Source organism: Streptomyces sp. NPDC096323 (assembly GCF_040302845.1).
Classification (GTDB): Bacteria; Actinomycetota; Actinomycetes; order Streptomycetales; family Streptomycetaceae; genus Streptomyces.
The window spans coordinates 271909-297416 of the sequence record NZ_JBEOSI010000005.1 but is presented as its reverse complement, the minus strand read 5'-3'; the positions used below and the strand labels follow the sequence as shown (position 1 = coordinate 297416).

General features: G+C 72.6%; 28 protein-coding genes. 21 read left to right on the top strand and 7 right to left on the bottom strand.

Features of this window, described 5'->3' with window-relative positions; genetic code table 11:
* Nucleotides 1-49: 49 nt before the first annotated feature.
* The 4 genes from ABTX18_RS16150 to ABTX18_RS16135 all read right to left on the bottom strand — a co-directional run bounded on the left by ABTX18_RS16150 (nucleotide 50) and on the right by ABTX18_RS16135 (nucleotide 3541).
* Entirely contained in the window at nucleotides 50-973 is a 924-nt protein-coding gene (locus tag ABTX18_RS16150; protein ID WP_352123354.1) for an RNA polymerase sigma-70 factor, read from the bottom strand.
* A gap of 124 nt (nucleotides 974-1097) precedes the next feature.
* Nucleotides 1098-1571, bottom strand: coding sequence for a carboxymuconolactone decarboxylase family protein (locus tag ABTX18_RS16145; RefSeq protein ID WP_352123353.1), 474 nt, complete (start codon nucleotides 1569-1571; stop codon nucleotides 1098-1100).
* Between the two features lie 269 nt (nucleotides 1572-1840).
* Nucleotides 1841-2347 carry a carboxymuconolactone decarboxylase family protein gene (locus ABTX18_RS16140; protein WP_352123352.1) on the bottom strand — a complete coding sequence of 169 codons (507 nt, stop codon included), beginning with the start codon at nucleotides 2345-2347 and terminating at the stop codon, nucleotides 1841-1843.
* A gap of 210 nt (nucleotides 2348-2557) precedes the next feature.
* The gene (locus tag ABTX18_RS16135; RefSeq protein ID WP_352123351.1) at nucleotides 2558-3541 is read right to left on the bottom strand and encodes an Lrp/AsnC family transcriptional regulator; all 984 of its coding nucleotides are present in this window, start codon (nucleotides 3539-3541) and stop codon (nucleotides 2558-2560) included.
* A gap of 136 nt (nucleotides 3542-3677) precedes the next feature.
* Between ABTX18_RS16135 and ABTX18_RS16130 the strand changes: the two genes are divergently transcribed.
* From ABTX18_RS16130 to ABTX18_RS16090, 9 genes are all read left to right on the top strand, one after another.
* Complete coding sequence (locus ABTX18_RS16130) at nucleotides 3678-5162, top strand: MFS transporter (RefSeq protein ID WP_352123350.1); 1485 nt, start codon at nucleotides 3678-3680, stop codon at nucleotides 5160-5162.
* Nucleotides 5163-5324: 162 nt separating this feature from the next.
* Nucleotides 5325-7172: a glutamine--fructose-6-phosphate transaminase (isomerizing) gene (glmS, locus tag ABTX18_RS16125; protein WP_352123349.1), complete on the top strand. Its 1848-nt coding sequence runs from the start codon at nucleotides 5325-5327 to the stop codon at nucleotides 7170-7172.
* A 28-nt stretch (nucleotides 7173-7200) separates the two neighbouring features.
* A complete protein-coding gene (locus tag ABTX18_RS16120) occupies nucleotides 7201-7569 on the top strand; it encodes a holo-ACP synthase (RefSeq protein WP_352123348.1) in 369 nt (122 codons plus the stop codon).
* A gap of 29 nt (nucleotides 7570-7598) precedes the next feature.
* Entirely contained in the window at nucleotides 7599-9065 is a 1467-nt protein-coding gene (locus tag ABTX18_RS16115) for an NAD(P)H-hydrate dehydratase (protein ID WP_352123347.1), read from the top strand.
* Nucleotides 9066-9097: 32 nt separating this feature from the next.
* Entirely contained in the window at nucleotides 9098-9484 is a 387-nt protein-coding gene (locus tag ABTX18_RS16110; RefSeq protein ID WP_352123346.1) for a DUF488 domain-containing protein, read from the top strand.
* Nucleotides 9485-9565: 81 nt separating this feature from the next.
* The gene (alr, locus tag ABTX18_RS16105; RefSeq protein ID WP_352123345.1) at nucleotides 9566-10735 is read left to right on the top strand and encodes an alanine racemase; all 1170 of its coding nucleotides are present in this window, start codon (nucleotides 9566-9568) and stop codon (nucleotides 10733-10735) included.
* Between the two features lie 126 nt (nucleotides 10736-10861).
* Nucleotides 10862-12085, top strand: coding sequence for an alpha/beta fold hydrolase (locus tag ABTX18_RS16100; RefSeq protein ID WP_352123344.1), 1224 nt, complete (start codon nucleotides 10862-10864; stop codon nucleotides 12083-12085).
* Between the two features lie 61 nt (nucleotides 12086-12146).
* Nucleotides 12147-12707 carry a tRNA (adenosine(37)-N6)-threonylcarbamoyltransferase complex ATPase subunit type 1 TsaE gene (gene tsaE, locus ABTX18_RS16095; RefSeq protein ID WP_352123343.1) on the top strand — a complete coding sequence of 187 codons (561 nt, stop codon included), beginning with the start codon at nucleotides 12147-12149 and terminating at the stop codon, nucleotides 12705-12707.
* 138 nt (nucleotides 12708-12845) lie between these two features.
* Nucleotides 12846-13016: a hypothetical protein gene (locus tag ABTX18_RS16090; protein ID WP_352123342.1), complete on the top strand. Its 171-nt coding sequence runs from the start codon at nucleotides 12846-12848 to the stop codon at nucleotides 13014-13016.
* A 112-nt stretch (nucleotides 13017-13128) separates the two neighbouring features.
* Here ABTX18_RS16090 and ABTX18_RS16085 read toward each other — a convergent pair whose 3' ends face one another.
* On the bottom strand, nucleotides 13129-13689 hold the full coding sequence (locus ABTX18_RS16085; RefSeq protein ID WP_503061158.1) for a hypothetical protein: 561 nt from the start codon (nucleotides 13687-13689) through the stop codon (nucleotides 13129-13131).
* Between the two features lie 159 nt (nucleotides 13690-13848).
* Between ABTX18_RS16085 and tsaB the strand changes: the two genes are divergently transcribed.
* The 8 genes from tsaB to ABTX18_RS16045 all read left to right on the top strand — a co-directional run bounded on the left by tsaB (nucleotide 13849) and on the right by ABTX18_RS16045 (nucleotide 19455).
* On the top strand, nucleotides 13849-14496 hold the full coding sequence (gene tsaB, locus ABTX18_RS16080) for a tRNA (adenosine(37)-N6)-threonylcarbamoyltransferase complex dimerization subunit type 1 TsaB (RefSeq protein WP_352123603.1): 648 nt from the start codon (nucleotides 13849-13851) through the stop codon (nucleotides 14494-14496).
* Nucleotides 14493-15008, top strand: a complete 516-nt coding sequence (gene rimI, locus ABTX18_RS16075; RefSeq protein WP_352123341.1) for a ribosomal protein S18-alanine N-acetyltransferase — start codon at nucleotides 14493-14495, stop codon at nucleotides 15006-15008. Before tsaB ends, rimI begins: the two co-directional genes overlap by 4 nt.
* Complete coding sequence (gene tsaD / locus ABTX18_RS16070) at nucleotides 15008-16117, top strand: tRNA (adenosine(37)-N6)-threonylcarbamoyltransferase complex transferase subunit TsaD (RefSeq protein WP_352123340.1); 1110 nt, start codon at nucleotides 15008-15010, stop codon at nucleotides 16115-16117. Before rimI ends, tsaD begins: the two co-directional genes overlap by 1 nt.
* Entirely contained in the window at nucleotides 16114-16392 is a 279-nt protein-coding gene (locus tag ABTX18_RS16065; protein ID WP_352123339.1) for a hypothetical protein, read from the top strand. The genes tsaD and ABTX18_RS16065 overlap by 4 nt, the downstream gene beginning before the upstream one ends.
* 136 nt (nucleotides 16393-16528) lie before the next feature.
* The gene (locus tag ABTX18_RS16060) at nucleotides 16529-16891 is read left to right on the top strand and encodes a YciI family protein (RefSeq protein WP_352123338.1); all 363 of its coding nucleotides are present in this window, start codon (nucleotides 16529-16531) and stop codon (nucleotides 16889-16891) included.
* Nucleotides 16892-16942: 51 nt separating this feature from the next.
* The gene (locus tag ABTX18_RS16055) at nucleotides 16943-18193 is read left to right on the top strand and encodes an RNA polymerase sigma factor (protein WP_352123337.1); all 1251 of its coding nucleotides are present in this window, start codon (nucleotides 16943-16945) and stop codon (nucleotides 18191-18193) included.
* A 64-nt stretch (nucleotides 18194-18257) separates the two neighbouring features.
* Nucleotides 18258-18728, top strand: coding sequence for a VOC family protein (locus ABTX18_RS16050; RefSeq protein WP_352123336.1), 471 nt, complete (start codon nucleotides 18258-18260; stop codon nucleotides 18726-18728).
* A gap of 61 nt (nucleotides 18729-18789) precedes the next feature.
* On the top strand, nucleotides 18790-19455 hold the full coding sequence (locus tag ABTX18_RS16045) for a hypothetical protein (RefSeq protein ID WP_352123335.1): 666 nt from the start codon (nucleotides 18790-18792) through the stop codon (nucleotides 19453-19455).
* Nucleotides 19456-19494: 39 nt separating this feature from the next.
* On the opposite strand, the gene ABTX18_RS16040 is transcribed toward ABTX18_RS16045, so the two are convergent.
* Nucleotides 19495-20742 carry a class I SAM-dependent methyltransferase gene (locus ABTX18_RS16040; protein WP_352123334.1) on the bottom strand — a complete coding sequence of 416 codons (1248 nt, stop codon included), beginning with the start codon at nucleotides 20740-20742 and terminating at the stop codon, nucleotides 19495-19497.
* A 96-nt stretch (nucleotides 20743-20838) separates the two neighbouring features.
* On the opposite strand from ABTX18_RS16040, the gene ABTX18_RS16035 reads away from it, so the two are divergent.
* The 4 genes from ABTX18_RS16035 (at nucleotide 20839) to groL (ending at nucleotide 24428) form a co-directional block, all read left to right on the top strand.
* The gene (locus ABTX18_RS16035) at nucleotides 20839-21894 is read left to right on the top strand and encodes a polysaccharide deacetylase family protein (protein ID WP_503061157.1); all 1056 of its coding nucleotides are present in this window, start codon (nucleotides 20839-20841) and stop codon (nucleotides 21892-21894) included.
* Nucleotides 21891-22175 carry a hypothetical protein gene (locus ABTX18_RS16030; RefSeq protein ID WP_352123332.1) on the top strand — a complete coding sequence of 95 codons (285 nt, stop codon included), beginning with the start codon at nucleotides 21891-21893 and terminating at the stop codon, nucleotides 22173-22175. The genes ABTX18_RS16035 and ABTX18_RS16030 overlap by 4 nt, the downstream gene beginning before the upstream one ends.
* 221 nt (nucleotides 22176-22396) lie before the next feature.
* Nucleotides 22397-22705: a co-chaperone GroES gene (gene groES / locus ABTX18_RS16025; RefSeq protein WP_024490209.1), complete on the top strand. Its 309-nt coding sequence runs from the start codon at nucleotides 22397-22399 to the stop codon at nucleotides 22703-22705.
* A gap of 100 nt (nucleotides 22706-22805) precedes the next feature.
* Nucleotides 22806-24428: a chaperonin GroEL gene (gene groL / locus ABTX18_RS16020; protein WP_352123331.1), complete on the top strand. Its 1623-nt coding sequence runs from the start codon at nucleotides 22806-22808 to the stop codon at nucleotides 24426-24428.
* A 305-nt stretch (nucleotides 24429-24733) separates the two neighbouring features.
* On the opposite strand, the gene ABTX18_RS16015 is transcribed toward groL, so the two are convergent.
* The gene (locus tag ABTX18_RS16015) at nucleotides 24734-25507 is read right to left on the bottom strand and encodes an SDR family NAD(P)-dependent oxidoreductase (RefSeq protein WP_352123330.1); all 774 of its coding nucleotides are present in this window, start codon (nucleotides 25505-25507) and stop codon (nucleotides 24734-24736) included.
* Nucleotide 25508: the final 1 nt, after the last annotated feature.

Genomic DNA, 25508 nt, shown 5'->3' with positions numbered 1-25508 from the left:
CCCGAGGGCCAGGACTCACGAGTCGGCTGCCGGGGTGCACCGACCGCAGTCACCCACTGCCGCGGCGGGCCCGCTTCATCTCGTCGCTGACGGTCCAGGCGTCGGCAACCGGCCCCAGGTGGGCGAGCTTGTCCGGATTGATCACCGTGCGGATGGTCTGGATCCGCCCGTCGAGCACATCGAGGGCCAGCGTATGGAGCACCTTGCCGTCCCTGTCGCGGAAGACGGCGCCGGGCCGGGCGTTGACCTCGCGGGGCTCGAACGTGACGTCGATCCGGGCCAGCAGCGGGAAGGCGGAGGCCAGCAGTCGCGCCACGTTCTCGGCGCCGGTGATGGCCCTGGCCAGCTGCGGGGCCTTGCCGCCGCCGTCCCCGACCATCTGTACGTCGGCGGCCAGCAGATCCCGCAGGCCGTCGACGTCGCCCTCGCGAAGCGCGTCGAAGAACCGCCTCGCCAGCTCCTCACGCTCCTCGCGGTCCGCTTCGAACCGCGGCCGCCCTGCTTCCATGTGTCGCCGCGCCCGTACGAGCAGCTGCCGGCACGCCGCCTCCGAACGCCCCACCGCCGACGCGATGTCGTCGTACCCGAAGCCGAACACCTCGCGCAGTACGAACACCGACCGCTCCAGCGGGCTGAGGCGCTCCAGCAGCAGCAACGCGGCCATCGAAACCGAGTCGGCCAGCTCCGCCGAGCGCGCCGGATCCTGATACGGATCGCTGAGCAGCGGCTCGGGGAACCACGGGCCCACGTACTCCTCCCGCCGCATCCGCGCGGAGCGCAGCACGTCGATCGAGATCCGCGTCACCGTGGTGGACAGGAACGCCTTGACCGACGTGGGAACGGTCGCCGAGCCGTCGAAGCGCAGCCATGTCTCCTGCACCGCGTCCTCGGCCTCGCTCACGCTGCCCAGAATCCGGTAGGCGATCGAGAACAGCAGGGCTCGCAGCTCCTCGAACTCTCCGGCCTTGTCCATGCCGCGTCTCCCTCGGTCTTCCCCCGGCCGTTCCCGGTGAGTGTGCATCACGCCGGCAGAGCCGTCCGGCGCGTCGTGCCCGGGGCCGTGGGCCGCGCCCCGGGCGGGTTGTCGCAGGGGCGGCTCAGTGGAACTGTCCGGCCCGGTAGTCGCCGGCCGGCTGCCGGGCGATGATGTTCAGCCGGTTGGCCGCGTTCATGAAGGAGACCAGCAACGCCAGGGCGGTGAGCTGTTCCTCGTCGTAGTGCTTCGCGGCCCGCGACCACACCTCGTCGCCGACCCCTTCCTCCGCGTCGGCGACCCTGGTCCCCTGCTCCGCCAGCTCCAGCGCGGCACGCTCGGCCTCGGTGAAGACCCTCGCCTCGCGCCAGGCCGCCACCAGGTGCAGCCGCACCGAGGTCTCGCCGGCCGCGGCGGCCTCCTTGGTGTGCATGTCGATGCAGACGGCGCAGCCGTTGATCTGGCTCACACGCAGCGCCACCAACTCCTGCGTCGCGGCCGGCAGCGGCGACTCCTTGAGCGCCTTGCCCGCCGACATGAGGTGCTTGAGGGCCTTGGCGGCGGTGGGGTCGGTGAAGTAGTTCAGTCGCGCGTCCATGGGGTGCTCCTCCGTGCTCGTCGATGGTTACACCCCTTGGGACGAGACAGCCCGACGCCCTGTGACACAGGCAGGGGAGGTTCTGCGTTCTCCGTACCCTCGGCCGCTCACCCCACTGTCAGCACCGCGTTCCCCGCACCCGCCGCTCCCGGAGGTCCGCGATGACCTCGACGGTCCGGGACCAGTCCCCTCCGGTGGTGGGCGGCGAGGCGGTCTTCGTCGTCGGCGTCCAGCCTGCCCGGGGGCTGGTCCTGGCGGACGGCGTGGTGCTACCTCCAGGGGTCGGTGAACGACCGGCCCGGTACCGGCTTGGCGATCAGCGCCACGGCGATGAAGAAGTTGACCTGGCCGATCGCGAACATCAGCGTGGCGAGGGCCTTGTCCTCGTAGTGCTCGGCGGCCTGAGCGAACAGCTCGTCCGAGACCCGCTCGCCGTCGGCCGACGGCAGAAGCACGGCTTCCACCAGTGCCAGAGCGGCACGCTCGGCACCGGTGAAGTACGGCGAGTCCTGCCAGGACGCCACCGACGTGATCCGTTCCTCCGACTGCCCGGCCTTACGCAGGAACCCCGTGTGCAGAACGGTCAGATAGGTGCTGCCGACGATCTGACCGGCACGCAGTTGGACCAGGCTGATCGTGGAACGCGGCACCGAACCATTGCCGGCGGCCCTGAACAGTGCTGCCGACACCTCCGCCAGCTCGGGGACGAGCGCCGCGGGGTCCTCGGCCATGCGTGGAGCCATCGGGATCTCTGCCGTGATCGAACGCGTTTCCATCGCCATCTCCTCAGGTGTGCGAATCGCTGTCATTGCCCTGACGGATCGCGCGAGAGGGATGTGACCGGCCGACGGAAAGGCGTCGTGACCAGCCCCTTGACCTCAAGCCTGCTTGAGGTCGGACGGGCGGTGGCTGCTGCACGCCGGGCAGAACACCGAAGTGAGGGTGGCGTAGAACGTGGCGCGGGTTCTGCGCCTGCCGTACACGGACTACCCCCGGAACGGCCGGTACGTCAGCTGCTTCACGCGGCGCAGGAACGGCATCGACTCCACGTGCTCGACCCCGTCCAGCTGCCCCAGGCGCTCGCTCAGATAGCGGTACAGGTGCGCCGAGTCGCGGGCGACCACCATCGCCATCAGGTTGGACGGGCCCGTGGTCGCCGCTGCGTAGGCGACCTCCGGGTGGGTGGCGAGCGCCTCGCCCACCGTGTGCAGGGCCCGGGGCGCGGCGGTGATGCACAGCATCGTCGGGTGGCGGAAGCCGAAGGGGGCACAGTCGTACTCGACGTCCACGTACAGCGCGCCCGTGGCCACGAGCTGGGCCATGCGGCGCTTGACCGCCGACTCGGAGCGGCCCGTCGCCCTCTGGAGTTCGGGGTACGTGGCCCGGCCGTCCGCCTCCAACGCGGCGACGAGGGGCTCGTCCTCGGCGGTGATGACGGCCGGCCCGGGGTGGTCCGGGAGAGGAGGGAGAGCGAGGGCGGCGGACTGGTCCGGGGACAGGGCGCCGCTCTTGTGGAGCCAGCCCGACGGGCCGCCGTAGAAGCGGTGCAGCAGCTGGTGGGCGCGAATGTCGACGATGTGCGGGGTGCGCGGCAGCTTGCCGAGGAGCAGCTCGTCCGCGTCGTCCCGGGAGCGGACGTTCGCCGTGCACGTCACCTCCGTACCGCCCGAAGTGAGGCCGATCCACGCCGTGTCCGGGCGTTTGGCCAGAGCTTCGGCGATGGCCTTCGCTCCCTCGGGCGCGCAGCGCACGCGGAGCAGCCAGTGGTCGAGCGAGTCCTCGGCGGCCGCGCAGCGGACCCCGACGACCCGCAGGCCCGCCTCGGACCGCAGCCTGCGGAAACGGCGGGCCACGGTCTGGTCGGAGACGCCGAGCACGGTCGCGATCCTGCTGAACGGGGCGCGGGCGTCCAGTTCCAGCGCGTGCAGGATCTGGAGGTCGAGGGCGTCGCCCGAGGTGGGGGATTCCATGGCGGGTGGCCCTGTCTGTGTCGGATTCCGGCGGATCGCGGTCTCCGGCCGGTGTTTTCGGTCGCCGCTCTCCGATCGTACGGGAGTGGCCGCCGGCCACGAAGAAGAAGTCGTACTGCCGTGCAGGGAGAAAGACATGCGTAAGTGGGGGCCGCTCACCGCGGTCTGTCTGGGGACGTTCATGCTGCTGCTCGACGTCACCATCGTCATCGTGGCGTTGCCCGAGATGGCAGGGGTGCTGGACGCGTCGCTCTCCGATCTGCAGTGGGTCATCGACGGATACGCGCTCGCGCTGGCGGCGTTGCTGCTCGGCATCGGGGCCGCCGCCGATCTGCTGGGTCGGCGCCGGGTCCATGTCGCGGGCGTCGTGCTCTTCGCTGCCGCCTCGCTGGCGTGCGGGCTCGCGTCGTCACCGGCGGTCCTCGTCGCCGCGCGGGGGGTCCAAGGGGTGGGCGCCGCCGCGATGTTCGCGACCACGCTGCCGTTGCTCGCCTCCGTGTACCGGAGCAGGGACCGGTCCGTCGCGCTCGGGCTGTGGGGTGCGGTCAGCGGGGGCGCCGCCGCGATCGGACCGGTGGTCGGCGGGCTGCTGACCGAGGGGCCCGGGTGGCGCTGGATCTTCTTCGTGAACCTCCCGGTCAGCGTCGCCGCGGTATGGCTGACGGCCCGCACGGTGCCCGAGTCGCACGGGGCGCGGGGCCGGCGCATCGACTGGGCGGGGACCGCGAGCTTCGCGGTGTTCGCGGCGGCGGCGACGTACGCCGTCGTACGGGCGGGAAGCCTGGGCTGGACGTCGGGGCGCACGCTCGCCACGTTCGGGATCGCCGCGCTCGCTCTCGTCTGCTTCGTGCTCGTCGAGCGGCGAGTCGAACACCCGCTGCTGGAGCTTTCGCTGTTCCGGAAGTCCGCGTTCACCGGAGTGATGGCCGGGGCGCTCGCGTACAACCTGGCGGCCTTCGCCGTCCTGCCGTACACCTCGATCTGGCTGCAGACCGTACTCGGGCTCAGCCCCGTCCAGGGCGGACTGGCGCTCCTTCCGCTGGCCGCGACGGCGTTCGTGGTGGCGGCCGTCGGCGGGCGGCTGCTGCACGGCGTGCAGCCGAGGCTGACCATCGGCGTCGGGCTCGCCCTGATCGGCGCCGGCACGCTCGGCCAGGCGGTCCTGGGCGCGGGCTCCTCGTGGCCGGCGCTGCTGCCGGGGCTGATCGTCGCGGGCATCGGTACGGGCCTGGTCTCCCCGGCCCTCGCGGGCGCGGCGCTCGCGGCGGTGGAGCCGGAGCGGGCGGGCATGGCGGGCGGCGCGGTCAACACCTTCCGGCAGCTCGGGTACGCCTTCGGGGTGGCCGTGCTCGGGACGGTGCTGACCTCGCGGATCGGCGAGACGCTGAGCGAGGAGCAGTCCCACGCGCTGGCGGGCGGCGGCGCGTCGGGCCTGCGGGCTGCGGGGGTGCCGGAGCAGGCGATGCGGGCGGCCTTCGCCTCGGGGCTGAACACGGCGGCCGTGGTGGCCGGAGTGGCGGGCATCGTCGCGGGGGCGGCGGTGCTGCTGCTGGTGAAGGGGGAGCGGGGGGCCCGGAAGGGTGCGGAGGCCCCGACGCGGGGGGCGGTGCGGGTGGGGTAGGTGCGGGTGCGTGATGGGTGCGGCGCACGCCTTCGGCGGCGCTGTGTCTTCAAGCGCCGGACAGCCTTGATCGGTCCGGCCGGTCTCGTTCCTGGGCTTGAAATACCGGTTGCTTCTGCGACTATGCGAAGAACAGGGGCTGGTGACCAGGAAAGGACCACTATGTGCGGAATCGTGGGTTACGTCGGTGGGCAGTCGGCGCAGGACGTCGTCGTCGCCGGTCTCAAGCGGCTGGAGTACCGGGGGTACGACTCCGCCGGGATCGCCATCCTCGCCGACGGGGGACTGGCCGCCGCCAAGAAGGCCGGGAAGCTCGTCAACCTGGAGAAGGCGCTCGTCGAACGGCCGCTGCCGGCCGGCAGCGCCGGGATCGGGCACACCCGGTGGGCCACCCACGGCGGCCCCACCGACACCAACGCCCACCCGCACCTCGACAACGCCGGACGCGTCGCCGTCGTCCACAACGGGATCATCGAGAACTTCGCCGCCCTGCGCGCCGAGCTCGGCCGGCGCGGCCACGACCTGGTCTCCGAGACCGACACCGAGGTCGTCGCCCACCTCCTCGCCGAGGCGTACTCGCAGAGCGCGGACCCGGCGGAAGCGATGCGCCAGGTCTGCCGGCGCCTCGAAGGGGCCTTCACGCTCGTCGCCGTCTTCGCGGACGCGCCCGACGTGGTGGTCGGGGCCCGGCGGAACTCGCCGCTCGTCGTCGGGGTGGGGGACGGCGAGGCCTTCCTCGCCTCCGACGTCGCCGCGTTCATCGCCCACACCCGCTCCGCGATCGAGCTCGGCCAGGACCAGGTGGTGGAGCTGCGGCGGGAGGGCGTCGTGGTCACCGGGTTCGACGGGGAGCCCGCCGAGGTGCGGGCGTACCACGTGGACTGGGACGCCTCCGCCGCGGAGAAGGGCGGCTACGCCTCCTTCATGCTCAAGGAGATCGCCGAGCAGCCCAAGGCCGTCACCGACACCCTCCTCGGCCGGATCGACCCGGAGGGCACGCTCCACCTCGACGAGGTGCGGATCACGCGGGGCGAGCTGCGCGAGGTCGACAAGGTGGTGATCGTCGCCTGCGGGACCGCGTTCCACGCCGGGATGATCGCCAAGTACGCCATCGAGCACTGGACCCGCATCCCCTGCGAGACCGAGCTGGCCAGTGAGTTCCGCTACCGCGACCCGATCCTCGACCCGCACACCCTCGTCATCGCCATCTCGCAGTCCGGCGAGACGATGGACACCCTGATGGCCCTGCGGCACGCCCGCGAACAGGGGGCGAAGGTCCTCGCGATCTGCAACACCAACGGCTCGACCATCCCGCGCGAGTCCGACGCCGTGCTCTACACGCACGCAGGCCCCGAGGTCGCCGTCGCCTCCACCAAGGCGTTCCTGACCCAGTTGGTGGCCTGCTACCTCGTCGCGCTCTATCTCGGCCAGGTCCGCGGGACCAAGTGGGGCGACGAGATCCGTACCGTCATCCGCCAGCTCTCCGACATCTCCGGCTCCGTCGACCGCGTCCTGTCCACCATGGAGCCGGTCCGGGAGCTGGCCCGGTCGCTGGCCTCGCACGACACCGTCCTCTTCCTCGGCCGGCACGTCGGCTACCCGGTCGCCCTGGAAGGCGCGTTGAAGCTCAAGGAACTCGCGTACATGCACGCCGAGGGGTTCGCCGCCGGCGAGCTCAAGCACGGGCCGATCGCGCTCATCGAGGAAGGGCTTCCCGTCGTCGTCGTGGTGCCGTCACCGGCCGGGCGGTCCGTGCTGCACGACAAGATCGTGTCGAACATCCAGGAGATCCGGGCCCGCGGCGCCCTCACCGTCGTCATCGCGGAGGAGGGCGACGAGGAGGTCGTTCCGTACGCCGACCACCTCATCCGGATCCCCGCAACGCCTACGCTGCTTCAGCCGCTGGTCGCCACCGTGCCGTTGCAGGTCTTCGCCTGCGAGCTGGCGACGGCCCGCGGCAACGAGGTGGACCAGCCGCGCAACCTGGCGAAGTCCGTCACCGTGGAGTGAGCCATCAGCCAACAGCGAAGGTGTGTACGTGATCATCGGGGTCGGGATCGATGTGGCGGAGATCGAGCGGTTCGACGCGGCGCTGGAGCGTACGCCGCAACTGGCCCAACGCCTCTTCATCGACCGGGAGTTGCTGCTGCCCGGCGGTGAGCGGCGGGGGATCGCCTCGCTGGCCGCCCGGTTCGCCGCCAAGGAGGCCCTCGCCAAGGCGCTCGGCGCGCCCGGCGGGCTGCTGTGGACGGACGCCGAGGTGTACGTCGAGGAGAGCGGGCAGCCCCGGCTGCGGGTCCGGGGCACCGTCGCCGCCCGCGCGGCCGAGCTCGGCGTGCGGCAGTGGCACGTGTCGCTCAGCCATGACGCGGGGGTGGCCTCGGCGGTGGTGATCGCGGAGGGGTAGGGCGGCGCGTTTCTGCGTACGTTGGTGTCATGCGTACCGCTTACAGCGTCTCGACCGTACGGGCCGCCGAACAGGCCCTGATGGCACGGCTTCCGGAGGGTGCGCTGATGCAGCGCGCCGCCGCCGGACTCGCGGCCGCCTGCGCCGATCTGCTGCGGCGGGGCGGCCGGGTCTACGGCTCCCGCGTCGTCCTCCTCGTCGGCAGCGGCGACAACGGGGGCGACGCCCTGTACGCGGGGGCCCGGCTGGCCCGGCGCGGGGCGGGCGTCGTGGCCGTGCGCGTCTCCCCCGGGCGGGCGCACGAGGGCGGTCTCGCGGCCCTGCTGGCGGCGGGCGGCCGGGTGATGGACGTGGGTGAGGTGGCCCCGCACCGCGACTGGGGCGGGCACATCGACCTCGTCGTCGACGGCATCACCGGCATCGGCGGACGCGGCGGACTGCGGCCGGACGCCGCCGCCGTCGTGGCGCACTACGCGGCGCACGGGGTGCCCGTCGTCGCCGTCGATCTGCCGAGCGGTGTGGAGGCGGACACCGGCGAGGTGCGGGGGGCCGCCGTGCGCGCGGATGCGACCGTCACCTTCGGGGCGTACAAACCGGGGCTGCTCATCGACCCGGCCGCCGAGAGGGCCGGGGCCCTGCACCTCGTCGACATCGGGCTCGGCGCCGAACTGCCGGACGTTCCCGAGCTGGAGGCGCTCCAGTACGCGGACGTCGCAGCCCTGCTGCCCGTGCCCGCCGCGGAGAGCGACAAGTACCGGCGCGGCGTCGTCGGCATCGCCGCCGGATCGGCGCGCTACCCGGGGGCCGCGGTCCTCGCCGTCTCCGGGGCGCTGCGCGGCGGGGCGGGGGCCGTGCGCTACGTCGGGCCGGGCGGCGACGCCGTGATCGCGCGGCATCCGGAGACCCTCGTCCACGCGGGCCCGCCGTCCAAGGCGGGGCGCGTGCAGGCATGGGTGGCCGGGCCGGGGCTCGGCGACGGCACGGACGCCGTCGACGCGGTCGCCGACGTGCTGGCCGCCGACGTGCCGGTGCTCGTCGACGCGGACGGCCTGCGGCTGCTGGACGCGGACGTCGTACGGGCGCGCACCGCGCCCACCGTGCTGACCCCGCACGCCGGGGAGGCCGCGGCGCTGCTCGGCGTGGCGCGCGAGGAGGTCGAGGCGGGGCGGCTGGCCGCCGTACGCGAACTCGCCTCCCGGTTCCGCGCCACGGTCCTGCTCAAGGGGTCGACGACCCTGATCGCCACCGACGACCCCCGCACCCCCGTGCGGGTCAACCCGACCGGCACCTCCTGGCTGGCCACCGCGGGCAGCGGGGACGTGCTCTCCGGGCTGACCGGTTCGCTGCTGGCCGCGGGCCTCGCCCCGCGCGACGCCGCGTCCGTCGGCGCCCACCTCCACGGACTCGCCGCCCGGCACGCCTCCGACGGCTCCCCGGTCGCCGCGCAGGACGTCGCCGAGGCGATCCGGTCGGCCTGGCGGGACGTACGGGCCTGAGCGATCCTGGAAACGGCGAGAGGGGAGTGCCAGTGACCTCCGACAGTGATCTGCGCGTCCGCCGGGTGTACGACCCCGAGGAGGACGGCGACGGCACCCGTGTCCTCGTCGACCGGCTGTGGCCGCGCGGCGTCTCCAAGGACCGGGCCGCGATCGACAAGTGGCTCAAGGACGTCACCCCGTCGGACGAACTGCGCTCCTGGTACCACGAGGACCGCTCCGGGACCCGGTACGACGAGTTCGTCGACCGCTACCGGGCCGAGCTGGCCGACCCCGTCCACGCGGCAGCCGTGGACGAGCTGATGTCGCTCGTCCGCGAGGGCGGTCCGGTGACGCTGGTCACCGCGGTCAAGGACGTCCCGCACAGCCACGTCCCGGTCCTCGCCGACCATGTGGAACACGAACTGCACCACCGCTGACGTGCTCCCGCGCGGCACACCGGGCCCCGACGCGCCCGCCGCCCGGGGGCCCCGCCGTACGCCTCTGAGACACTGGGCGCGATGAACGAGACAGCGCCCCTGAGAGCCCGTGCCGAGATCGACCTCGCCGCACTGCGCGCCAACGTGCGCGTGCTGCGTGCCCGGGCGGCCGGGGCGCAGCTCATGGCCGTGGTCAAATCCGACGCGTACGGACACGGTGCCGAGCGCTGCGCCCGCGCCGCCCTCGAAGCGGGCGCCACCTGGCTGGGCACCGCCACCCCGCACGAGGCGCTCGCCCTGCGCGCGGCCGGTCTCGGCGGCCGGGTGATGTGCTGGCTGTGGACGCCGGGCGGGCCCTGGCGCGAGGCGATCGAGGCGGACATCGACGTGTCGGTGAGCGGCCTGTGGGCGCTCGGCGAAGTCACCGCGGCGGCAGCGGAGGCGGGCCGCCCCGCCCGGGTCCAGCTCAAGGCCGACACCGGCCTCGGCCGCAACGGCTGCCAGCCCGCCGACTGGGCCGAGCTCGTCGCCGCCGCCCGCACGGCCGAGCAGGCGGGCACCGTCCGCGTCACCGGCCTCTGGTCCCACTTCGCCTGCGCCGACGAGCCCGGGCACCCCTCCATCACCGCCCAGCTCGACACGTTCCGCGACATGGTGGCGTACGCGGAGAAGGCCGGCGTCGAGCCCGAGGTGCGGCACATCGCGAACTCCCCGGCGACGCTCACGGTCCCCGAATCGCACTTCGACCTCGTGCGGACCGGGATCGCCATGTACGGCATCTCGCCCAGCCCCGAGCTCGGCACCCCGGCGGACTTCGGGCTGCGTCCGGTGATGACGCTCGCCGCGTCCCTCGCCCTGGTCAAGCGGGTGCCGGCCGGGCACGGCGTCAGCTACGGACACCACTACACGACGTCCGCGGAGACCACGCTGGGCCTGGTGCCGCTGGGGTACGCGGACGGCGTCCCGCGCCACGCGTCGGGCCGCGGCCCCGTCCTGGTCGGCGGCGTCCGGCGGACGATCGCGGGCCGGGTGGCCATGGACCAGTTCGTCGTCGACCTCGAAGGGGACGAGCCGCCGGTCGGCAGCGACGCCGTGCTGTTCGGCCCGGGGGACCGGGGCGAGCCGAGCGCCGAGGACTGGGCGCGGGCGGCGGACACGATCGCGTACGAGATCGTCACCCGGATCGGCGGCCGGGTGCCGCGCGTCTACCGCGACGACGAAACGCCGGAGGACCCCTCGGCCGGGTCCTGACCGGACAACCGCCCCTGACCAGGCACGATCTGAGCATGTCCCGGGACGGCCGGACACGAGCGCAGGAGTCCGGCCGGCCCCGACCTACCCGACGGGCACGACACGACCGACGAGGAGCGCGGCACGGTGAGCGAGATCAGCGCGGGGGACGCGGTGGCGACGGCCGCTTCGGCGGCCGGCTGGCGCCGGGCGGGTTTCGCCGGGGCCGCCATAGGTGTGATCGCCGCGGGCGCGGCGGCCGGGGTCGCGGTCGAGCGGCTGACCGTCGGCCGCGGCATGCGCAAGCGGGCCAGGCTCGCCCTGGACGCCAGCGGACCGTACGGCTCGCTGCGCGGGCTGCCGGGCCGGGCGGCGGCCGACGACGGCACCGAGCTGTACTACGAGATCGACGAGGTCGACCCGGGCAGCCGTACGGGAACGGGCGGCACGCCCCCCGGCTCCGCCGCCGCCGGCCCGCGCCGGCGCCGGCTCTTCGGACGCAAGGCGCCCGCCCCCGTGACGGTCGTCTTCAGCCACGGCTACTGCCTCAGCCAGGACTCCTGGCACTTCCAGCGGGCGGCCCTGCGCGGCCTCGTGCGGACCGTCCACTGGGACCAGCGCAGCCACGGCCGCTCGGAGCGCGGCCGGGCCCAGGCGCAGGGCGTGCACGTCGGCATCGACCAGCTCGGCCGCGACCTCAAGGCCGTGATCGACGCGGCCGCCCCCGAGGGCCCGCTGGTGCTCGTCGGGCACTCCATGGGCGGCATGACGATCATGGCGCTCGCCGACCAGTACCCCGCGCTGATGCGGGACCGGGTCGCCGCCGTCGCCTTCGTGGGCACGTCGGGCGGCAAGCTGGGCGAGGTCAACTTCGGACTGCCGGTGGCGGGGGTGAACGCGGTGCGGCGGGTGCTGCCCGGCGTGCTGAAGGCGCTCGGCTCGCAGGCGGAGCTGGTGGAGCGGGGGAGGCGGGCGACCGCGGACCTGTTCGCCGGGCTGATCAAGCGGTACTCGTTCGGATCGCGGGACGTGGACCCGGCGGTCGAGCGGTTCGCCGAGCGGCTCATCGAGTCCACGCCGATCGACGTCGTCGCGGAGTTCTACCCCGCCTTCGCCGAGCACGACAAGAGCAATGCGCTGCCCCTGTTCCGGGACGTCCCGGTGCTGATCCTGGCGGGCGACAAGGACCTGGTGACGCCCAGCTCGCACAGCGAGGCCATCGCGGACCTGCTGCCCGAAGCGGAGCTGGTCATCGTCCCGGACGCCGGGCACCTGGTGATGCTGGAGCACCCGGAGACGGTCACGGACCGGCTGGCGGACCTGCTGGTACGGGCCGGGGCCGTACCGGAGTCGTCCGAGGCGCGCGGGTGAGGACCCGCGGCTCACCGGCTGAACGCCGGAGCCGCAGCGGAATCCTCTAACGTTGGCGGGCATGGAAGCACCGCACAACAGCCCGGCGGCCCCGCTCGCCGCAGGCGCCGCGCACGACACCGTCACCGTGACGCTGGCCGTCGAGTCCCCCGAACAGATGCAGGCCCTGGGCCGCCGGATCTCCGGCGTGCTGCGCCCCGGCGACCTGGTCATGCTCAGCGGCGAACTCGGCGCCGGGAAGACGACCCTGACCCGCGGTCTCGGCGAGGGCCTCGGCGTGCGCGGCGCCGTCACGTCCCCCACCTTCGTGATCGCCCGCGTCCACCCGTCGCTGGGCGACGGTCCGGCGCTCGTCCACGTCGACGCGTACCGCCTGGGCGGCGGGCTCGACGAGATGGAGGACCTGGACCTCGACGTGTCGCTGCCGGACTCGGTCGTCGTCGTCGAATGGGGCGAGGGCAAGGTCGAGGAGCTCTCCGATGACCGGCTCCAGGTGCTCATCGACCGTGCGGTCGGCGACACGGACGACGAACGGCGCGAGGTGCGGCTCGTGGGCGTGGGCGCGCGGTGGGCGGGGCTGCGGAACGATTCCTGGGCCCCGTGGGCCATGGCCGGGGCATGAGAGGCCGTCGCCGCGGCCCGTTTCCGACAGGGTGTCGGCAAATTGTTGCGCGGGGCGGTGCGGGCGTGGTGACATGGAGGACGAGAGCAGGTTAGGTCTGCCTAACCGTGCCTTCCACCGGAGCTCAAGGAGGCGTCCATGCCGGCATCCGAGCACGACGTGCAGCCACCGCGGGCGGTATCGATGAGAGACCTGCTCGCCGCCGGGGTGGCGGCCGACGCCATCTCCACCCCGCCTGCCCCGCGCCCGCGCGGCACGGCGCCCGCACCCCGGGAAGACAGGGGAACGAACCCGCCGAAGCGGGCTTGAGCCCTACCCGCAGGAACTACCGGACGCAGGAACTACCGGACTACCGGACTACCGGACGCAGGAACTACCGGACTACCGGACGCAGGAACTACCGGACTACCGGACGCCGGCACTACCGGACGACGACGACCTTCGCGCCCACCGTGGCGAACGTCCACACCGCGTTGCCGTCCGCACGCGACATCCGCACCCCGCCCGCCTTCAGCGTCGGGTCCGGGCTCTCCATGGAGCCGTCCTGTGCGGCGCTGAAGCCGATCGCCACGTCATCGTTCGACGCGAACCGGACCACATGCTCGATCGGCACCCCGTCGGAGCCCGTGACGCGGCCGGAGCGCGAGGTCACCCGGTAGGTGCCCGGCAGCGCGCTCACCGCGCTCGGCATCACCTTGAAGGTCCGGGTCGATTTGTTCTTCGCGTCGACCAGCCACACCCGGCGCTCCCCCAGCGCGTACACCACCCGCGTGCCCGTCCCGGAGGCGGCGGGAACCGCCAGCGGGTTCTTCTTCGGCTTCGCCCGGGCGTGGCCGCCCGTGGCCGGCGCGCTGCTGGACACCTTCGGCTTGGCGCCGAGGTTGTCGGGGACGTTCGCCGACGCCTGGTAGGCCAGGAAGCCGACCGCGGCGACGGCCGCCGCGGTGAGCGCGGCCACGATTCCCGAGCTGCCCCTTGCCACCGTGCGCCTCTTTCGCCGTCGTATGTCGTACAAGCGTTTACACGTACTCCGCGTATACCCGGTGACGGTAGCACCGGAGCCCCCTGGTCCCAGGACGACGTACGGGGCGCGGTACCGCCCGCGCCGGAGCCGTAGGCTGTTTGCGTGCTCTTGCTCGCTATGGATACCGCCACCCCCGCCGTCACCGTCGCCCTGCACGACGGGACCCGCGTCGTCGCCGAGTCCGGTCAGGTCGACGCCCGAAGGCACGGGGAGCTGCTGCTGCCCGCCGTCGACCGCGTCCTCGCCGAGGCCGGAGTGACCCTCGACACCGTGACGGACCTGGTGGTGGGCGTCGGCCCCGGCCCGTACACGGGACTGCGGGTCGGACTGGTGACGGCCGCGACGTTCGGCTCGGCGCTGTCCGTGCCCGTGCACGGGATCTGCACCCTGGACGCCCTCGCGTACGCCGCGGGGCAGGCCGGGGTGACGGGCCCCTTCGCCGTCGCGACGGACGCCCGCCGCAAGGAGGTCTACTGGGCGCGGTACGAGAACCCGCTCACCCGGACCGGTGAACCCGCCGTCGACCGGCCCGCCGACATCGCCGAGCAGCTCGCCGGCCTCCCCGTCGTCGGGGCGGGCGCGGTGCTCTACCCCGACGCGTTCCCGGATGCGCGCGGCCCCGAGCACGTCGCCGCGGGCGCCATGGCGGCGCTCGCCGCCGAGCGCCTCGCCGCGGGGGCGGAGCTACTGCCGCCGCAGCCGCTGTACCTGCGCAGGCCCGACGCGCAGGTCCCGAAGAACTACAAGGTGGTCACGCCGAAGTGACCGCCACGACCGCAGTGCTGCGCGAGATGCGCTGGTGGGACATCGACCCGGTGCTGGAGCTCGAGCACGAGCTGTTCCCGGACGACGCCTGGTCGGCCGGCATGTTCTGGTCCGAGCTCGCGCACTCCCGCGGCCCGGACGCCACCCGCCGTTACGTGGTCGCCGAGGACCCGGTCAGCGGCCGGATCGTCGGATACGCGGGCCTCGCGGCGGCCGGAGACCTCGCCGACGTACAGACGATCGGCGTCACCCGCGGCCACTGGGGCGGCGGGCTCGGAGCCGAGCTGCTGACCGACCTGCTGAAACACGCCACGGCCTTCGAGTGCGCCGAGGTGCTGCTGGAGGTCCGCGTCGACAACACCCGGGCGCAGAAGCTGTACGAGCGCTTCGGCTTCGAACCGATCGGCTTCCGCCGCGGCTACTACCAGCCGGGCAACATCGACGCCCTCGTCATGCGCCTCCATGTGCAGGACCACGGACAAGAGCACGTACAAGAAAACGAGACTGACTGATGGCTGACGAACCGCTCGTACTCGGCATCGAGACCTCCTGCGACGAGACCGGCGTCGGCATCGTCCGCGGGACGACGCTGCTCGCCGACGCCGTCGCGTCCAGCGTCGACACGCACGCCCGCTTCGGCGGCGTCGTCCCGGAGATCGCCTCCCGCGCGCACCTGGAGGCGATGGTCCCCACGATCGAGCGCGCCCTGAAGGAGGCCGGTGTCAGCGGACGCGACCTCGACGGCATCTCGGTCACCGCGGGACCCGGACTCGCCGGCGCCCTGCTCGTCGGCGTCTCGGCGGCCAAGGCGTACGCGTACGCGCTGAACAAGCCGCTCTACGGGGTGAACCACCTCGCCTCGCACATCTGCGTCGACCAGCTGGAGCACGGCCCGCTGCCCGAGCCCACGATGGCGCTGCTGGTCAGCGGCGGCCACTCCTCGCTGCTGCTCGCCCCCGACATCACCAACGACGTGCGGCCGCTCGGCGCGACCATCGACGACGCGGCGGGCGAGGCCTTCGACAAGATCGCCCGGGTGCTGAACCTCGGTTTCCCCGGCGGTCCGGTCATCGACCGCCTCGCCAAGGAGGGCGACCCGAAGGCCATCGCGTTCCCGCGCGGCCTGAGCGGCTCGCGCGACCCCGCGTACGACTTCTCCTTCTCCGGCCTGAAGACCTCCGTCGCCCGCTGGATCGAGGCGAAGCGCGCCGCGGGCGAGGAGGTGCCGGTACGGGACGTGGCCGCGTCCTTCCAGGAGGCCGTGGTCGACGTGCTCACCCGGAAGGCCGTCCGCGCCTGCAAGGACGAGGGCGTCGACCACCTGATGATCGGCGGCGGCGTCGCGGCCAACTCACGGCTGCGGGCGCTGGCCGAGGAGCGGTGCGAGCGCGCCGGCATCCGGCTGCGCGTGCCGCGCCCCGGACTGTGCACCGACAACGGCGCCATGGTCGCCGCACTGGGCGCGGAGATGGTGGCCCGCAACCGGCCCGCCTCCGACCTGGAGCTCTCGGCCGACTCCTCGCTGCCGGTCACCGAAACCCACGTACCGGGCGCGGACCACACCCACACCCACGACCACGACCACGTGCACGAGATCAGCAAGGACAACCTGTACTCATGAGCGGGACGACCGTCGCGCTGATGTGGGAGGCCCGCGCCACCGAGGGCCGGGGCGCGGAACTCCTCGAATGGGCCCGCGCCCGCACCGGCGAGCTGGCCCGCCCCCCACTGCGCAGCGAACTGCTGCGCGCCCCGCAGGACCGCGTCCTGGTCATCACCTGGTGGCAGGGCGCGTACGGCGACGAGCTGCCGGAACTGCCCGAACCGGCCCCGGAAACCATCACCCGGCCGGTGCACCGCTGGCGCTTCGAGTCCCTCGGGCCGGCGGGCGGCTGAGGAGCGCGACCGCCCCGGTGGCCGATCCGGAAACTTCTCAGAAGAATTCCGGGGGGACTGTCGATCCGGACGTCTCCCGTTCGACGCACAGGTGAGAGACGGGGAAAGCCCCCGCCCTCCCGACCGAGGAGTCACCATGCCGCGCTTCATGTCCCTCATCCGCATCGACGAGCAGGCCGCCGCAGGGTTCGAGCCCGACCCCGACTTCGAGAAGCGCATGGGCGCCCTGTTCGAGGAGATCAACAAGGCGGGCGTGATGCTGGAGACGGCCGGCCTCACCCCGACCGCCCAGGGCACCCGGGTCCACTGGGCCGGCGGAAAGCTCAGCTACACCGACGGGCCCTTCACCGAGACCAAGGAGGTCGTCGGCGGGTACGCCATCCTCCAGTGCAAGGACAAGGAGGAGGCGCTGGAGTGGACCAGGCGGTTCCTGCAGTGCCACCCGGAGAGCTGGAGCGTCACCTCCGAGATCCGGGCCATCGACGAAGCGACCGGCTGACCTGCCTGCCGCGCTTGCCCGGGCCCCGTACGGCTGCTCTGATGAGTGGCCGTGACGGCAGCGAGCGCGGTGGAGACGGTATTCAGGATCGAGTCCGCGCGGATCATCGCCGGTGTCGCCCGGATCGTCCGGGACGTCGGCATCGCCGAGGAGCTCGCGCAGGACGCCCTGGTCGCCGCGCTGGAGCAGTGGCCGGAGTCGGGTGTCCCGGACAACCCGGGAGCCTGGCTCATGGCCACGGCCAGGCACCGCGCCATCGATCTCGTACGCCGCCGCGAGACGTACGCCCGCAAGCTGGCCGAGATGGGCCGCGACCTGGACGGGGTCTCCGGCAAACCGGACCCCGGTGCCGCGGACCCCGAGCGCATCGATGACGACCTGCTGCGGCTGATCTTCACCTCCTGCCATCCGGTGCTCTCCACCGACGCCCGGATCGCCCTCACGCTGCGGCTGCTGGGCGGCCTCACCACCGAGGAGATCGCCCGCGCCTTCCTCACCACGGAGCCGGCCGTCGCCCAGAGGATCGTCCGCGCCAAACGGACCCTCGGGCGGGCCGGCGTTCCCTTCGAGGTGCCCTACGGCCCCGAGCGCGAAGCCCGGCTCCGATCGGTGCTCGAGGTCATCTACCTGGTCTTCAACGAGGGCTACGCCGCGACCGCCGGCGACGACTGGCTGCGCCCGGCGCTCTGCGAGGACGCGCTGCGCCTGGCGCGGGTGCTGGCCGGGCTGATGCCGGACGAACCCGAGGTGCACGGACTGGCCGCCCTGCTGGAGCTCCAGGCCTCGCGCACCGCCGCACGGACCGGGCCGGACGGGGCCGTGGTGCTGCTCGCCGACCAGAACCGGGCCCGCTGGGACCGGCTGCTGATCCGCCGCGGCCTGGCGGCCCTGCTCCGGGCCGGCGACACGGCCGCGAAGGCGGGGCAGGCCCTGGGGCCGTACGCCCTCCAGGCAGCCATCGCCGCCTGTCACGCCCGCACGGCGCGCTTCGAGGACACCGACTGGGCCACCATCGCCGCGCTCTACGACCGCCTCGCCGTCCTCACCCCGTCACCGGTCGTCGAGCTCAACCGCGCCGTCGCCGTCTCCATGGCCGAGGGCCCGGCCGCCGGTCTCGTCCTGGTCGATGCCCTGGCCGCCGACCCCGCGCTCAAGGGCTACCACTTGCTGCCGAGCGTCCGCGGCGATCTCCTGGAGCGGATGGGGCGTACGGACGAGGCACGTGCCGAGTTCGTACGGGCGGCGGAGCTCACCCGCAACGAGCGGGAACGGGCGCTGCTCCTGGGCCGGGCGGGCCGATGAGTTCCGGGCCCGCCGCCGGTCTACCTTCCACGGCACCCCGTACCAACCACGTGAGGAGAAGACCATGCAGAAGGTCACCACATTCCTGTGGTTCGACAAGAACCAGGCCGAGGAGGCGGCGAACCACTACATCTCCGTCATCGGCGGTGACTCCCGCATCCTCGACGTGACCCGCTGGACGGCGGCGGCGCCGGGCGAGGAAGGAGCGGTGATGACGGTCCGCTTCCAGCTGGACGGCACCGAGTACATCGCGTTCGACGGCGGCCCAGAGTTCCCCTTCAGCGAGGCCGTCTCCCTCTCCGTCGACTGCGCCTCGCAGGAGGAGGCGGACCGGCTGTGGGACAAGCTCACCGCGGACGGCGGACAGGAGAGCCAGTGCGGCTGGCTCAAGGACAAATTCGGCGTCTCCTGGCAGATCATCCCGCCCGGTCTCGGCGAGGCGCTGACCGACCCGGACCCGGAGAAGGCGGCCCGCGCGATGAAGGCGATGCTCGGCATGAAGCGGCTGGACATCGAGGCCCTGCGCAACGCCTGAGGCGGCCGGTCTCCCGCGCAGCGCAAGAGGAGGGCGCCTGGCGGTCGATAAGGTCTGGCTCATGGCCAACCGACCTGCGCTGCCGCCACCCCCGCCGCCCGTGGAGATACGCACCTGGCCCGACCGGGGAGCGCTGCTCGCCGACCGGGCCTTCATCCTGGGCGCGTTGGTGAGGATGCACATGGGCCCCGGCCGGTTCGGACTGCTGTGGATGTGGGGAGCGCTCGGCGCGCTCGGCTGGGCGCTGACCGGTACCGCGCTCATCACCTTCGAGGAGTCGTACGACGTCATCAGCGCCTTCCTCGGCGTCATCATGCTGGCGTTGGGCGCCTGTTGCCTCGTGCCCGCCGTCATCCTCGTCGTCATCGGCCTGCGTCGGGACCGGCAGGTGCGCCGACTCCTCACACAGTGGGGGGAGTTGGCCCGCGATCCGGTGAACGATGCCGCGTACCGGCTGCCGGGCGTGAGTCTGTTCTGGCTCCTCGGCTCGTTCCCGCTGTGCGCCTGCGGGCTGTACGCCTGCTTCATCGTGCCGGCGGGCGCCGTCGCGGGCGATGACACCTATGGGCTGATGGCCCTGGCCATGGGTCTCGGATTCATCGGCTGGCTGATCGGCCTCATCGGCGCCACCAAGGCGTACTGGCACCGGCGTTGGGTCCTGCGGACACTGCTCGGGGCACCTGCCCCTGAACCGCTGATCTCGATGAGGGGCGGTGCCCACCGCTGATCCTGGGCCCCGCCCTGCGGTCGTGCCGTCCGGCCGGTGTCAGCGCAGACCGGCCTCCGGGCCGGTCACGGGGCGGCCGATCAGCATCGTCGGCGCGTCCGCGACCCGGGTCAGGAAGACCGTGGCCGCGTTCGGGCCCTGGAGCTTCATCTTCCGCCGCAGTTCCTCCGGTTCGACCGCCGAGCCGCGCTTCTTCACCGTGAGGACGCCGACCTTCCGCTCCCGCAGCAGCGCCTTCAGCCGCTTCATGTTGAACGGCAGCTGATCGGTGATCTCGTAACCGGCGGTGTACGGGGAGTCGTACAGCTCGTCGCTCGTGACGTACGCGATCATCTCGTCGAACAGCCGGCCGTGGCACCGTTCCACGATCCCGGCGACCAGATGCGCCCGGATCACCGCGCCGTCCGGCTCGTAGAGATAGCGCCCCACCGGCCCGACCGGCGGGGCGGGCAGCGCGGCCGGGGCGGACAGGGTGGCGCCGGACGGGAGCAGGGTCGCGCGGTACGAGCCCGCCTCGAAGCCCTCGCCGAACCAGAGCACCGCCTCCTTCACGTCGCCGCCGTCCGAGATCCACTCGGCCTCCGCCTGCGGGCCGATCGCCTCGTGCGGGACGCCCGGGGCGATCTTCAGCGCGGCCCTGGGCGCCTTCAGCGCGGCCGCGGTCGCCCAGGACAGGGGCGGGGAGTACGCCTCCGGGTCGAAGATCCGGCCGCGCCCGCCCCGGCGGGCCGGGTCGACGAACACCGCGTCGTACGGCGAGGTGTCGATCTCCGTGACATCGGCGCACCGCACCTCGATCAGCGCCTCCAGGCCGAGCGCGGCGGCGTTGGCGCGGGCCACCTCGGCGGTCAGCGGATCGCGGTCCACGGCGAGGACGGAGATCCCGGCCCGTGCCAGGGCGATCGCGTCGCCGCCGATCCCGCAGCAGAGGTCGGCGACGCTGCGCACCCCGGCGTCCGCGAACCGCCGCGCGCGGTAGCCGGCCACCGAGGTGCGGGTCGCCTGCTCGACCCCGTTCGGCGTGAAGAACATCCGCTGCGCGTCCTCGGCGCCGAACTTCGCCGCCGCCCGCTGCCGCAGCCGGGCCTGCCCCAGCGCGGCCGAGACGAGGGCGGCCGGGTGGGTGCGGCGCAGCCGGGTGGCGGTGGCCAGTTCGGTGGCGGGGTCGTACGACCGCAGCGCGGCCAGCAGCTCGGCGCCCTCGGGGGTGCGCAGGGCCAGGAAGGCGGCGAGGGGGTCGGGGGCGTCGGGCGGGACGGTCGGGTCGAGAGCGTTCACCCGCCCCATTGTGGGCCAGTCGGCTGTGCGCCAGCCGGGGGAGTGTGCGGGGCGGGCGCTGTGTCGGCCCGGCGGCCCGGCCCGGGGCTGGCAGGATGCGGCGCCATGCAGCTGGTACGACAAAAGGAAGAATTCGCCATGAAGATGCGCAGACCGGGTGCGGTGTCGGGCGGGCGGAGCGGTGGGGAGGGCGGTCGGGGCCCTCTGCGCGGCAGTGGCGGACGCGGCCGGGGCGGTTTGCGGCGCCGGCCGGGCTTCGCGGTCCTCGCCGCGCTCCTGGTCGCCGCGGCCGGCTCCGGCTGCGCGGCCGAAACCGGCGGTCACGCCGCGTCCGACCCGGACCCCGGCCGCGCGGCCGCCGCCAGGGCCGGACAGCCGGGCGGCCCCCCGGTGGGGGCGGCGGGTTCGGTCGCGGCGCAGGCCCGGAAGGCGCGCCTCGCCCAGGCCGCACGGGCCGTCGCCGCGAAGAAGTGGGGCCTGGCGAGCACTCCGCTGGCGCCGCCCGCGCCGCCGGCCGTCAAGCCGCGCCTCACCACCCGCGAGGGCTTCGAGACCGAGGGCGGGAACGCCTCGCTGCCGCCGGTCTTCACCACGGTCCCCACCGACAAGAAGATCGTCTTCCTGACGATGGACGACGGGGACGACAAGGACCCCGAGCTGCTGAAGATGATGGCGGAGCTGAACATCCCGTACAGCGCCTTCCTCACCGACTACGTGGTGCGCGACAACTACGCGTACTTCAAGGAGGCCCAGGCCCGCGGGGCCGTCCTCGGCAACCACACGCTGAACCACCGCTACATGCCCGGCCTCTCGTACGAGGAGCAGAAGCGGGAGATCTGCGACCAGCAGGACATCATGCAGCAGCAGTTCGGCGAGCGACCCCGGCTCTTCAGGCCCCCGTACGGCAACTACGACGGCGACACCCTGCGGATCGCCAAGTCCTGCGGCATCACGGCCGTGCCCCTGTGGGCGGCGGAGGCGTTCCCCGACCGCATGGAGTGGCGGGAGGAGGACCAGGACCTGCACCCCGGCGACATCATCCTCACGCACTTCCGGGGCAAGGAGGACTGGAAGGGCAGCATGCCCGACATGATCCGCAACGTCATGAAGGTCGTCACGGACAAGGGGTACGCCGTGGCCCGGCTGGAGGACTACGTATGAGAAGGGCGCACCGGCTGCTGGCCGGACTGCTGACCACCGGTGCGCTCCTGACCGCCACCGCCGGCTGCGCGCAGTCCGTGGACCCGATCGAGCGGTTGGGCCGGAAGGCGGTTCAGCGGGTGAAGCCGTCTCGGAGTGCCCCTGCGGTGCGCGGTGACCACGGGGCGCCGGGCGCGATGGTCGTCGTCGCCTGCGGCGGGCGGGCCCCGGTACGCGGGTCCGCGGAGCGGCTGGTGCGGTCGGGCGGAGGGGCTGTGGCCGCGGGGTGCGCGAGGCGGTAGCCGCTCCGCGGGACGCGGACCCCGTACGCCACGAGGGGCGTGAATTGGCACTCCGCTTGACCGAGTGCTAATCGCGGTCATAGTCTCAGTGCTGGCACTCCCCACTGGAGAGTGCCAGCAGTTCTGTGCGACCGGCAGGTCCGGCACCCGCGACGACGGGCCCACCTGGTCGCCACCCCAAAGACTGATAACCCCGTGAGATCTCCGAAGGGGGAGACCGGATCGTGTCGACCAGCACCAAGGTTGCGATCAAGCCGCTCGAGGACCGCATTGTGGTCCAGCCGCTCGACGCCGAGCAGACCACGGCCTCCGGCCTGGTCATTCCGGACACTGCCAAGGAGAAGCCCCAGGAGGGCGTCGTCCTGGCCGTGGGCCCGGGCCGCTTCGAGAACGGCGAGCGCCTGCCGCTCGACGTCAAGACCGGCGATGTCGTTCTGTACAGCAAGTACGGCGGCACCGAGGTGAAGTACAACGGCGAGGAGTACCTCGTCCTCTCGGCCCGCGACGTGCTCGCGATCATCGAGAAGTAATTCACCCAAGTTTGCTTCTGTTCTGCGCCCCTGGCCCCCTGCGAAATAACTGCCGGGCGGCAGGGGCGCAGTTCTTGTTTTGAGAGGACAGTTCAGCTCCATGGCGAAGATCCTGAAGTTCGACGAGGACGCCCGTCGCGCCCTCGAGCGCGGCGTCAACAAGCTTGCCGACACGGTGAAGGTGACGATCGGTCCGAAGGGCCGCAACGTCGTCATCGACAAGAAGTTCGGTGCGCCCACCATCACCAACGACGGTGTCACCATCGCGCGCGAGGTCGAGCTGGACGACCCGTACGAGAACCTCGGTGCCCAGCTGGTGAAGGAGGTCGCGACCAAGACCAACGACGTAGCCGGTGACGGCACGACCACCGCCACCGTCCTGGCCCAGGCGCTCGTCCGCGAGGGCCTGCGCAACGTGGCCGCGGGCGCGTCCCCGGCCGCCCTCAAGAAGGGCATCGACGCCGCGGTCAAGGCCGTGTCCGAGGAGCTCCTCGCGACCGCCCGCCCGATCGAGGACAAGTCCGACATCGCCGCCGTGGCCGCGCTCTCCGCGCAGGACACCCAGGTCGGCGAGCTCATCGCGGACGCGATGGACAAGGTCGGCAAGGACGGTGTCATCACCGTCGAGGAGTCCAACACCTTCGGTCTGGACCTCGACTTCACCGAGGGCATGGCCTTCGACAAGGGCTACCTGTCCCCGTACATGGTGACCGACCAGGAGCGTATGGAGGCCGTCCTCGACGACCCGTACATCCTGATCCACCAGGGCAAGATCGGCTCGATCCAGGAGCTGCTGCCGCTCCTGGAGAAGGTCATCCAGGCCGGTGCCTCCAAGCCGCTGCTGATCATCGCCGAGGACGTCGAGGGCGAGGCCCTGTCGACCCTGGTCGTCAACAAGATCCGTGGCACCTTCAACGCCGTCGCGGTGAAGGCCCCCGGCTTCGGTGACCGCCGCAAGGCCATGCTCGGCGACATCGCCACCCTCACGGGTGCGACCGTCATCGCCGAGGAGGTCGGCCTCAAGCTCGACCAGGCCGGTCTGGACGTGCTGGGCACCGCCCGCCGCGTGACCGTCTCCAAGGACGACACCACCATCGTCGACGGTGGCGGCAAGTCCGACGAGGTCGCCGGCCGCGTCAACCAGATCAAGGCCGAGATCGAGTCCACGGACTCCGACTGGGACCGCGAGAAGCTCCAGGAGCGCCTGGCGAAGCTGGCCGGCGGTGTCTGCGTGATCCGCGTCGGCGCTGCCACCGAGGTCGAGCTCAAGGAGAAGAAGCACCGTCTGGAGGACGCCATCTCCGCGACCCGCGCCGCGGTCGAGGAGGGCATCGTCTCCGGTGGTGGCTCCGCTCTGGTCCACGCTGTCAAGGTCCTCGAGGGCAACCTCGGCAAGACCGGCGACGAGGCCACCGGTGTCGCGGTCGTGCGCCGCGCCGCCGTCGAGCCGCTCCGCTGGATCGCGGAGAACGCGGGCCTCGAGGGCTACGTCATCACCTCGAAGGTCTCCGAGCTCGACAAGGGCCAGGGCTTCAACGCCGCGACCGGCGAGTACGGCGACCTGGTGAAGGCCGGCGTCATCGACCCGGTCAAGGTCACCCGCTCCGCCCTGGAGAACGCCGCGTCCATCGCGTCGCTGCTGCTCACGACCGAGACCCTGGTCGTCGAGAAGCCGGCCGAGGACGAGGCCGACGCCGGTCACGGCCACGGCCACTCGCACTAGCGCCCCTCCCGGCAGGCTTTGCCCCGTCGCGCCGCCCGGCACGCACGCTCGCTGCGTTGGCCAAAAGTCCTGGTAGCTCCTCCCCCATAGCCCGAAGGGCATGGGAGGTGCCCCCATCAAGGACTTCCGGCCGCCTTGCGATCGCACGCACTGGACGACGCTCCTTATGGGGCAAACATTGCCGGTCACGGCACTAGCGGTAGTTCTTCCGCGCAAGCGGTGAGGTCCGGCGCCCCTTCGGGGGTGCCGGACCTTTCGCGTGGGGGGGGCGGCGCCTACGGGCGGCGGCGTGCCGTAACCACCGCTCACTGAGGTCCGTACTTGCGGCCCGTCCTGGAGGTCACCCCTCCGAGCAGGCCGCGCGGCGTCACCTTCACCAGCCCCATCAACGCCTTGTACCGCGCGTCCGGGATCGAGAGCGACTTGCCGCGCGCCAGGTCCGCCAGCGCCGTGGCGACCAGCTTGTCGGCATCGAGCCACATCCAGCCCGGGATGTTGCCGGTGCCCATCCCGGCCCGCTGATGGAACTCCGTCCGTACGAAGCCGGGGCAGAGCGCCATCATCCGCACCCCCGAACCGGCCAGGTCCTTCGCCGCGCCCTGGGTGAACTGCACGACCCACGCCTTGGACGCCCCGTACGTACCGCGCGGCACGAAGGCGGCCACCGAGGCCACGTTCACCACGCCGCCCCTGCCGCGCTCCCTCATCCCTGCGGCAGCCGCCGAGGTCAGCCGCAGGACCGCCTCGCAGTGCACCTTCAGCATCGCCAGCTCGTCGGCCATGGACACGTCGAGGAACTGGCCCTTGTTGCCGAACCCGGCGTTGTTCACCAGCAGATCGACCGCCTGCCTGCGGTCCGCCAGCCGGGCCTCGACGGCGGCGATCCCCTCGTCCAGGGACAGGTCCGCGGTCAGCACCTCGGCCTCGATGCCGTGCCGGTCGTGGAGTTCGGTGGCGTGTTCCCGCAGCCGGTCGGTGTCGCGGGCCACCAGCACCAGGTTGTGCCCCCCGGCCGCGAGCCGCCGCGCGAAGGCGGCCCCGATGCCCGCGGTCGCGCCCGTAATCAGTGCAGTCGTCATA

Excerpts from the sequence above, each read along its gene's own strand:
- glmS (WP_352123349.1), top strand. The coding sequence starts at position 5,325 with ATGTGCGGAATCGTGGGTTACGTCGGTGGGCAGTCGGCGCAGGACGTC.
- ABTX18_RS16015 (WP_352123330.1), bottom strand. The coding sequence starts at position 25,507 with ATGACGACTGCACTGATTACGGGCGCGACCGCGGGCATCGGGGCCGCC.
- ABTX18_RS16060 (WP_352123338.1), top strand. The coding sequence starts at position 16,529 with ATGCCGCGCTTCATGTCCCTCATCCGCATCGACGAGCAGGCCGCCGCA.
- groL (WP_352123331.1), top strand. The coding sequence starts at position 22,806 with ATGGCGAAGATCCTGAAGTTCGACGAGGACGCCCGTCGCGCCCTCGAG.
- ABTX18_RS16045 (WP_352123335.1), top strand. The coding sequence starts at position 18,790 with ATGGCCAACCGACCTGCGCTGCCGCCACCCCCGCCGCCCGTGGAGATA.
- ABTX18_RS16065 (WP_352123339.1), top strand. The coding sequence starts at position 16,114 with ATGAGCGGGACGACCGTCGCGCTGATGTGGGAGGCCCGCGCCACCGAG.
- ABTX18_RS16050 (WP_352123336.1), top strand. The coding sequence starts at position 18,258 with ATGCAGAAGGTCACCACATTCCTGTGGTTCGACAAGAACCAGGCCGAG.
- ABTX18_RS16135 (WP_352123351.1), bottom strand. The coding sequence starts at position 3,541 with ATGGAATCCCCCACCTCGGGCGACGCCCTCGACCTCCAGATCCTGCAC.
- ABTX18_RS16035 (WP_503061157.1), top strand. The coding sequence starts at position 20,839 with ATGCAGCTGGTACGACAAAAGGAAGAATTCGCCATGAAGATGCGCAGA.
- ABTX18_RS16130 (WP_352123350.1), top strand. The coding sequence starts at position 3,678 with ATGCGTAAGTGGGGGCCGCTCACCGCGGTCTGTCTGGGGACGTTCATG.
- tsaB (WP_352123603.1), top strand. The coding sequence starts at position 13,849 with ATGGATACCGCCACCCCCGCCGTCACCGTCGCCCTGCACGACGGGACC.
- ABTX18_RS16140 (WP_352123352.1), bottom strand. The coding sequence starts at position 2,347 with ATGGAAACGCGTTCGATCACGGCAGAGATCCCGATGGCTCCACGCATG.
- tsaD (WP_352123340.1), top strand. The coding sequence starts at position 15,008 with ATGGCTGACGAACCGCTCGTACTCGGCATCGAGACCTCCTGCGACGAG.
- alr (WP_352123345.1), top strand. The coding sequence starts at position 9,566 with ATGAACGAGACAGCGCCCCTGAGAGCCCGTGCCGAGATCGACCTCGCC.
- ABTX18_RS16090 (WP_352123342.1), top strand. The coding sequence starts at position 12,846 with ATGCCGGCATCCGAGCACGACGTGCAGCCACCGCGGGCGGTATCGATG.
- ABTX18_RS16115 (WP_352123347.1), top strand. The coding sequence starts at position 7,599 with ATGCGTACCGCTTACAGCGTCTCGACCGTACGGGCCGCCGAACAGGCC.
- tsaE (WP_352123343.1), top strand. The coding sequence starts at position 12,147 with ATGGAAGCACCGCACAACAGCCCGGCGGCCCCGCTCGCCGCAGGCGCC.
- ABTX18_RS16145 (WP_352123353.1), bottom strand. The coding sequence starts at position 1,571 with ATGGACGCGCGACTGAACTACTTCACCGACCCCACCGCCGCCAAGGCC.
- ABTX18_RS16040 (WP_352123334.1), bottom strand. The coding sequence starts at position 20,742 with ATGGGGCGGGTGAACGCTCTCGACCCGACCGTCCCGCCCGACGCCCCC.
- ABTX18_RS16150 (WP_352123354.1), bottom strand. The coding sequence starts at position 973 with ATGGACAAGGCCGGAGAGTTCGAGGAGCTGCGAGCCCTGCTGTTCTCG.
- ABTX18_RS16030 (WP_352123332.1), top strand. The coding sequence starts at position 21,891 with ATGAGAAGGGCGCACCGGCTGCTGGCCGGACTGCTGACCACCGGTGCG.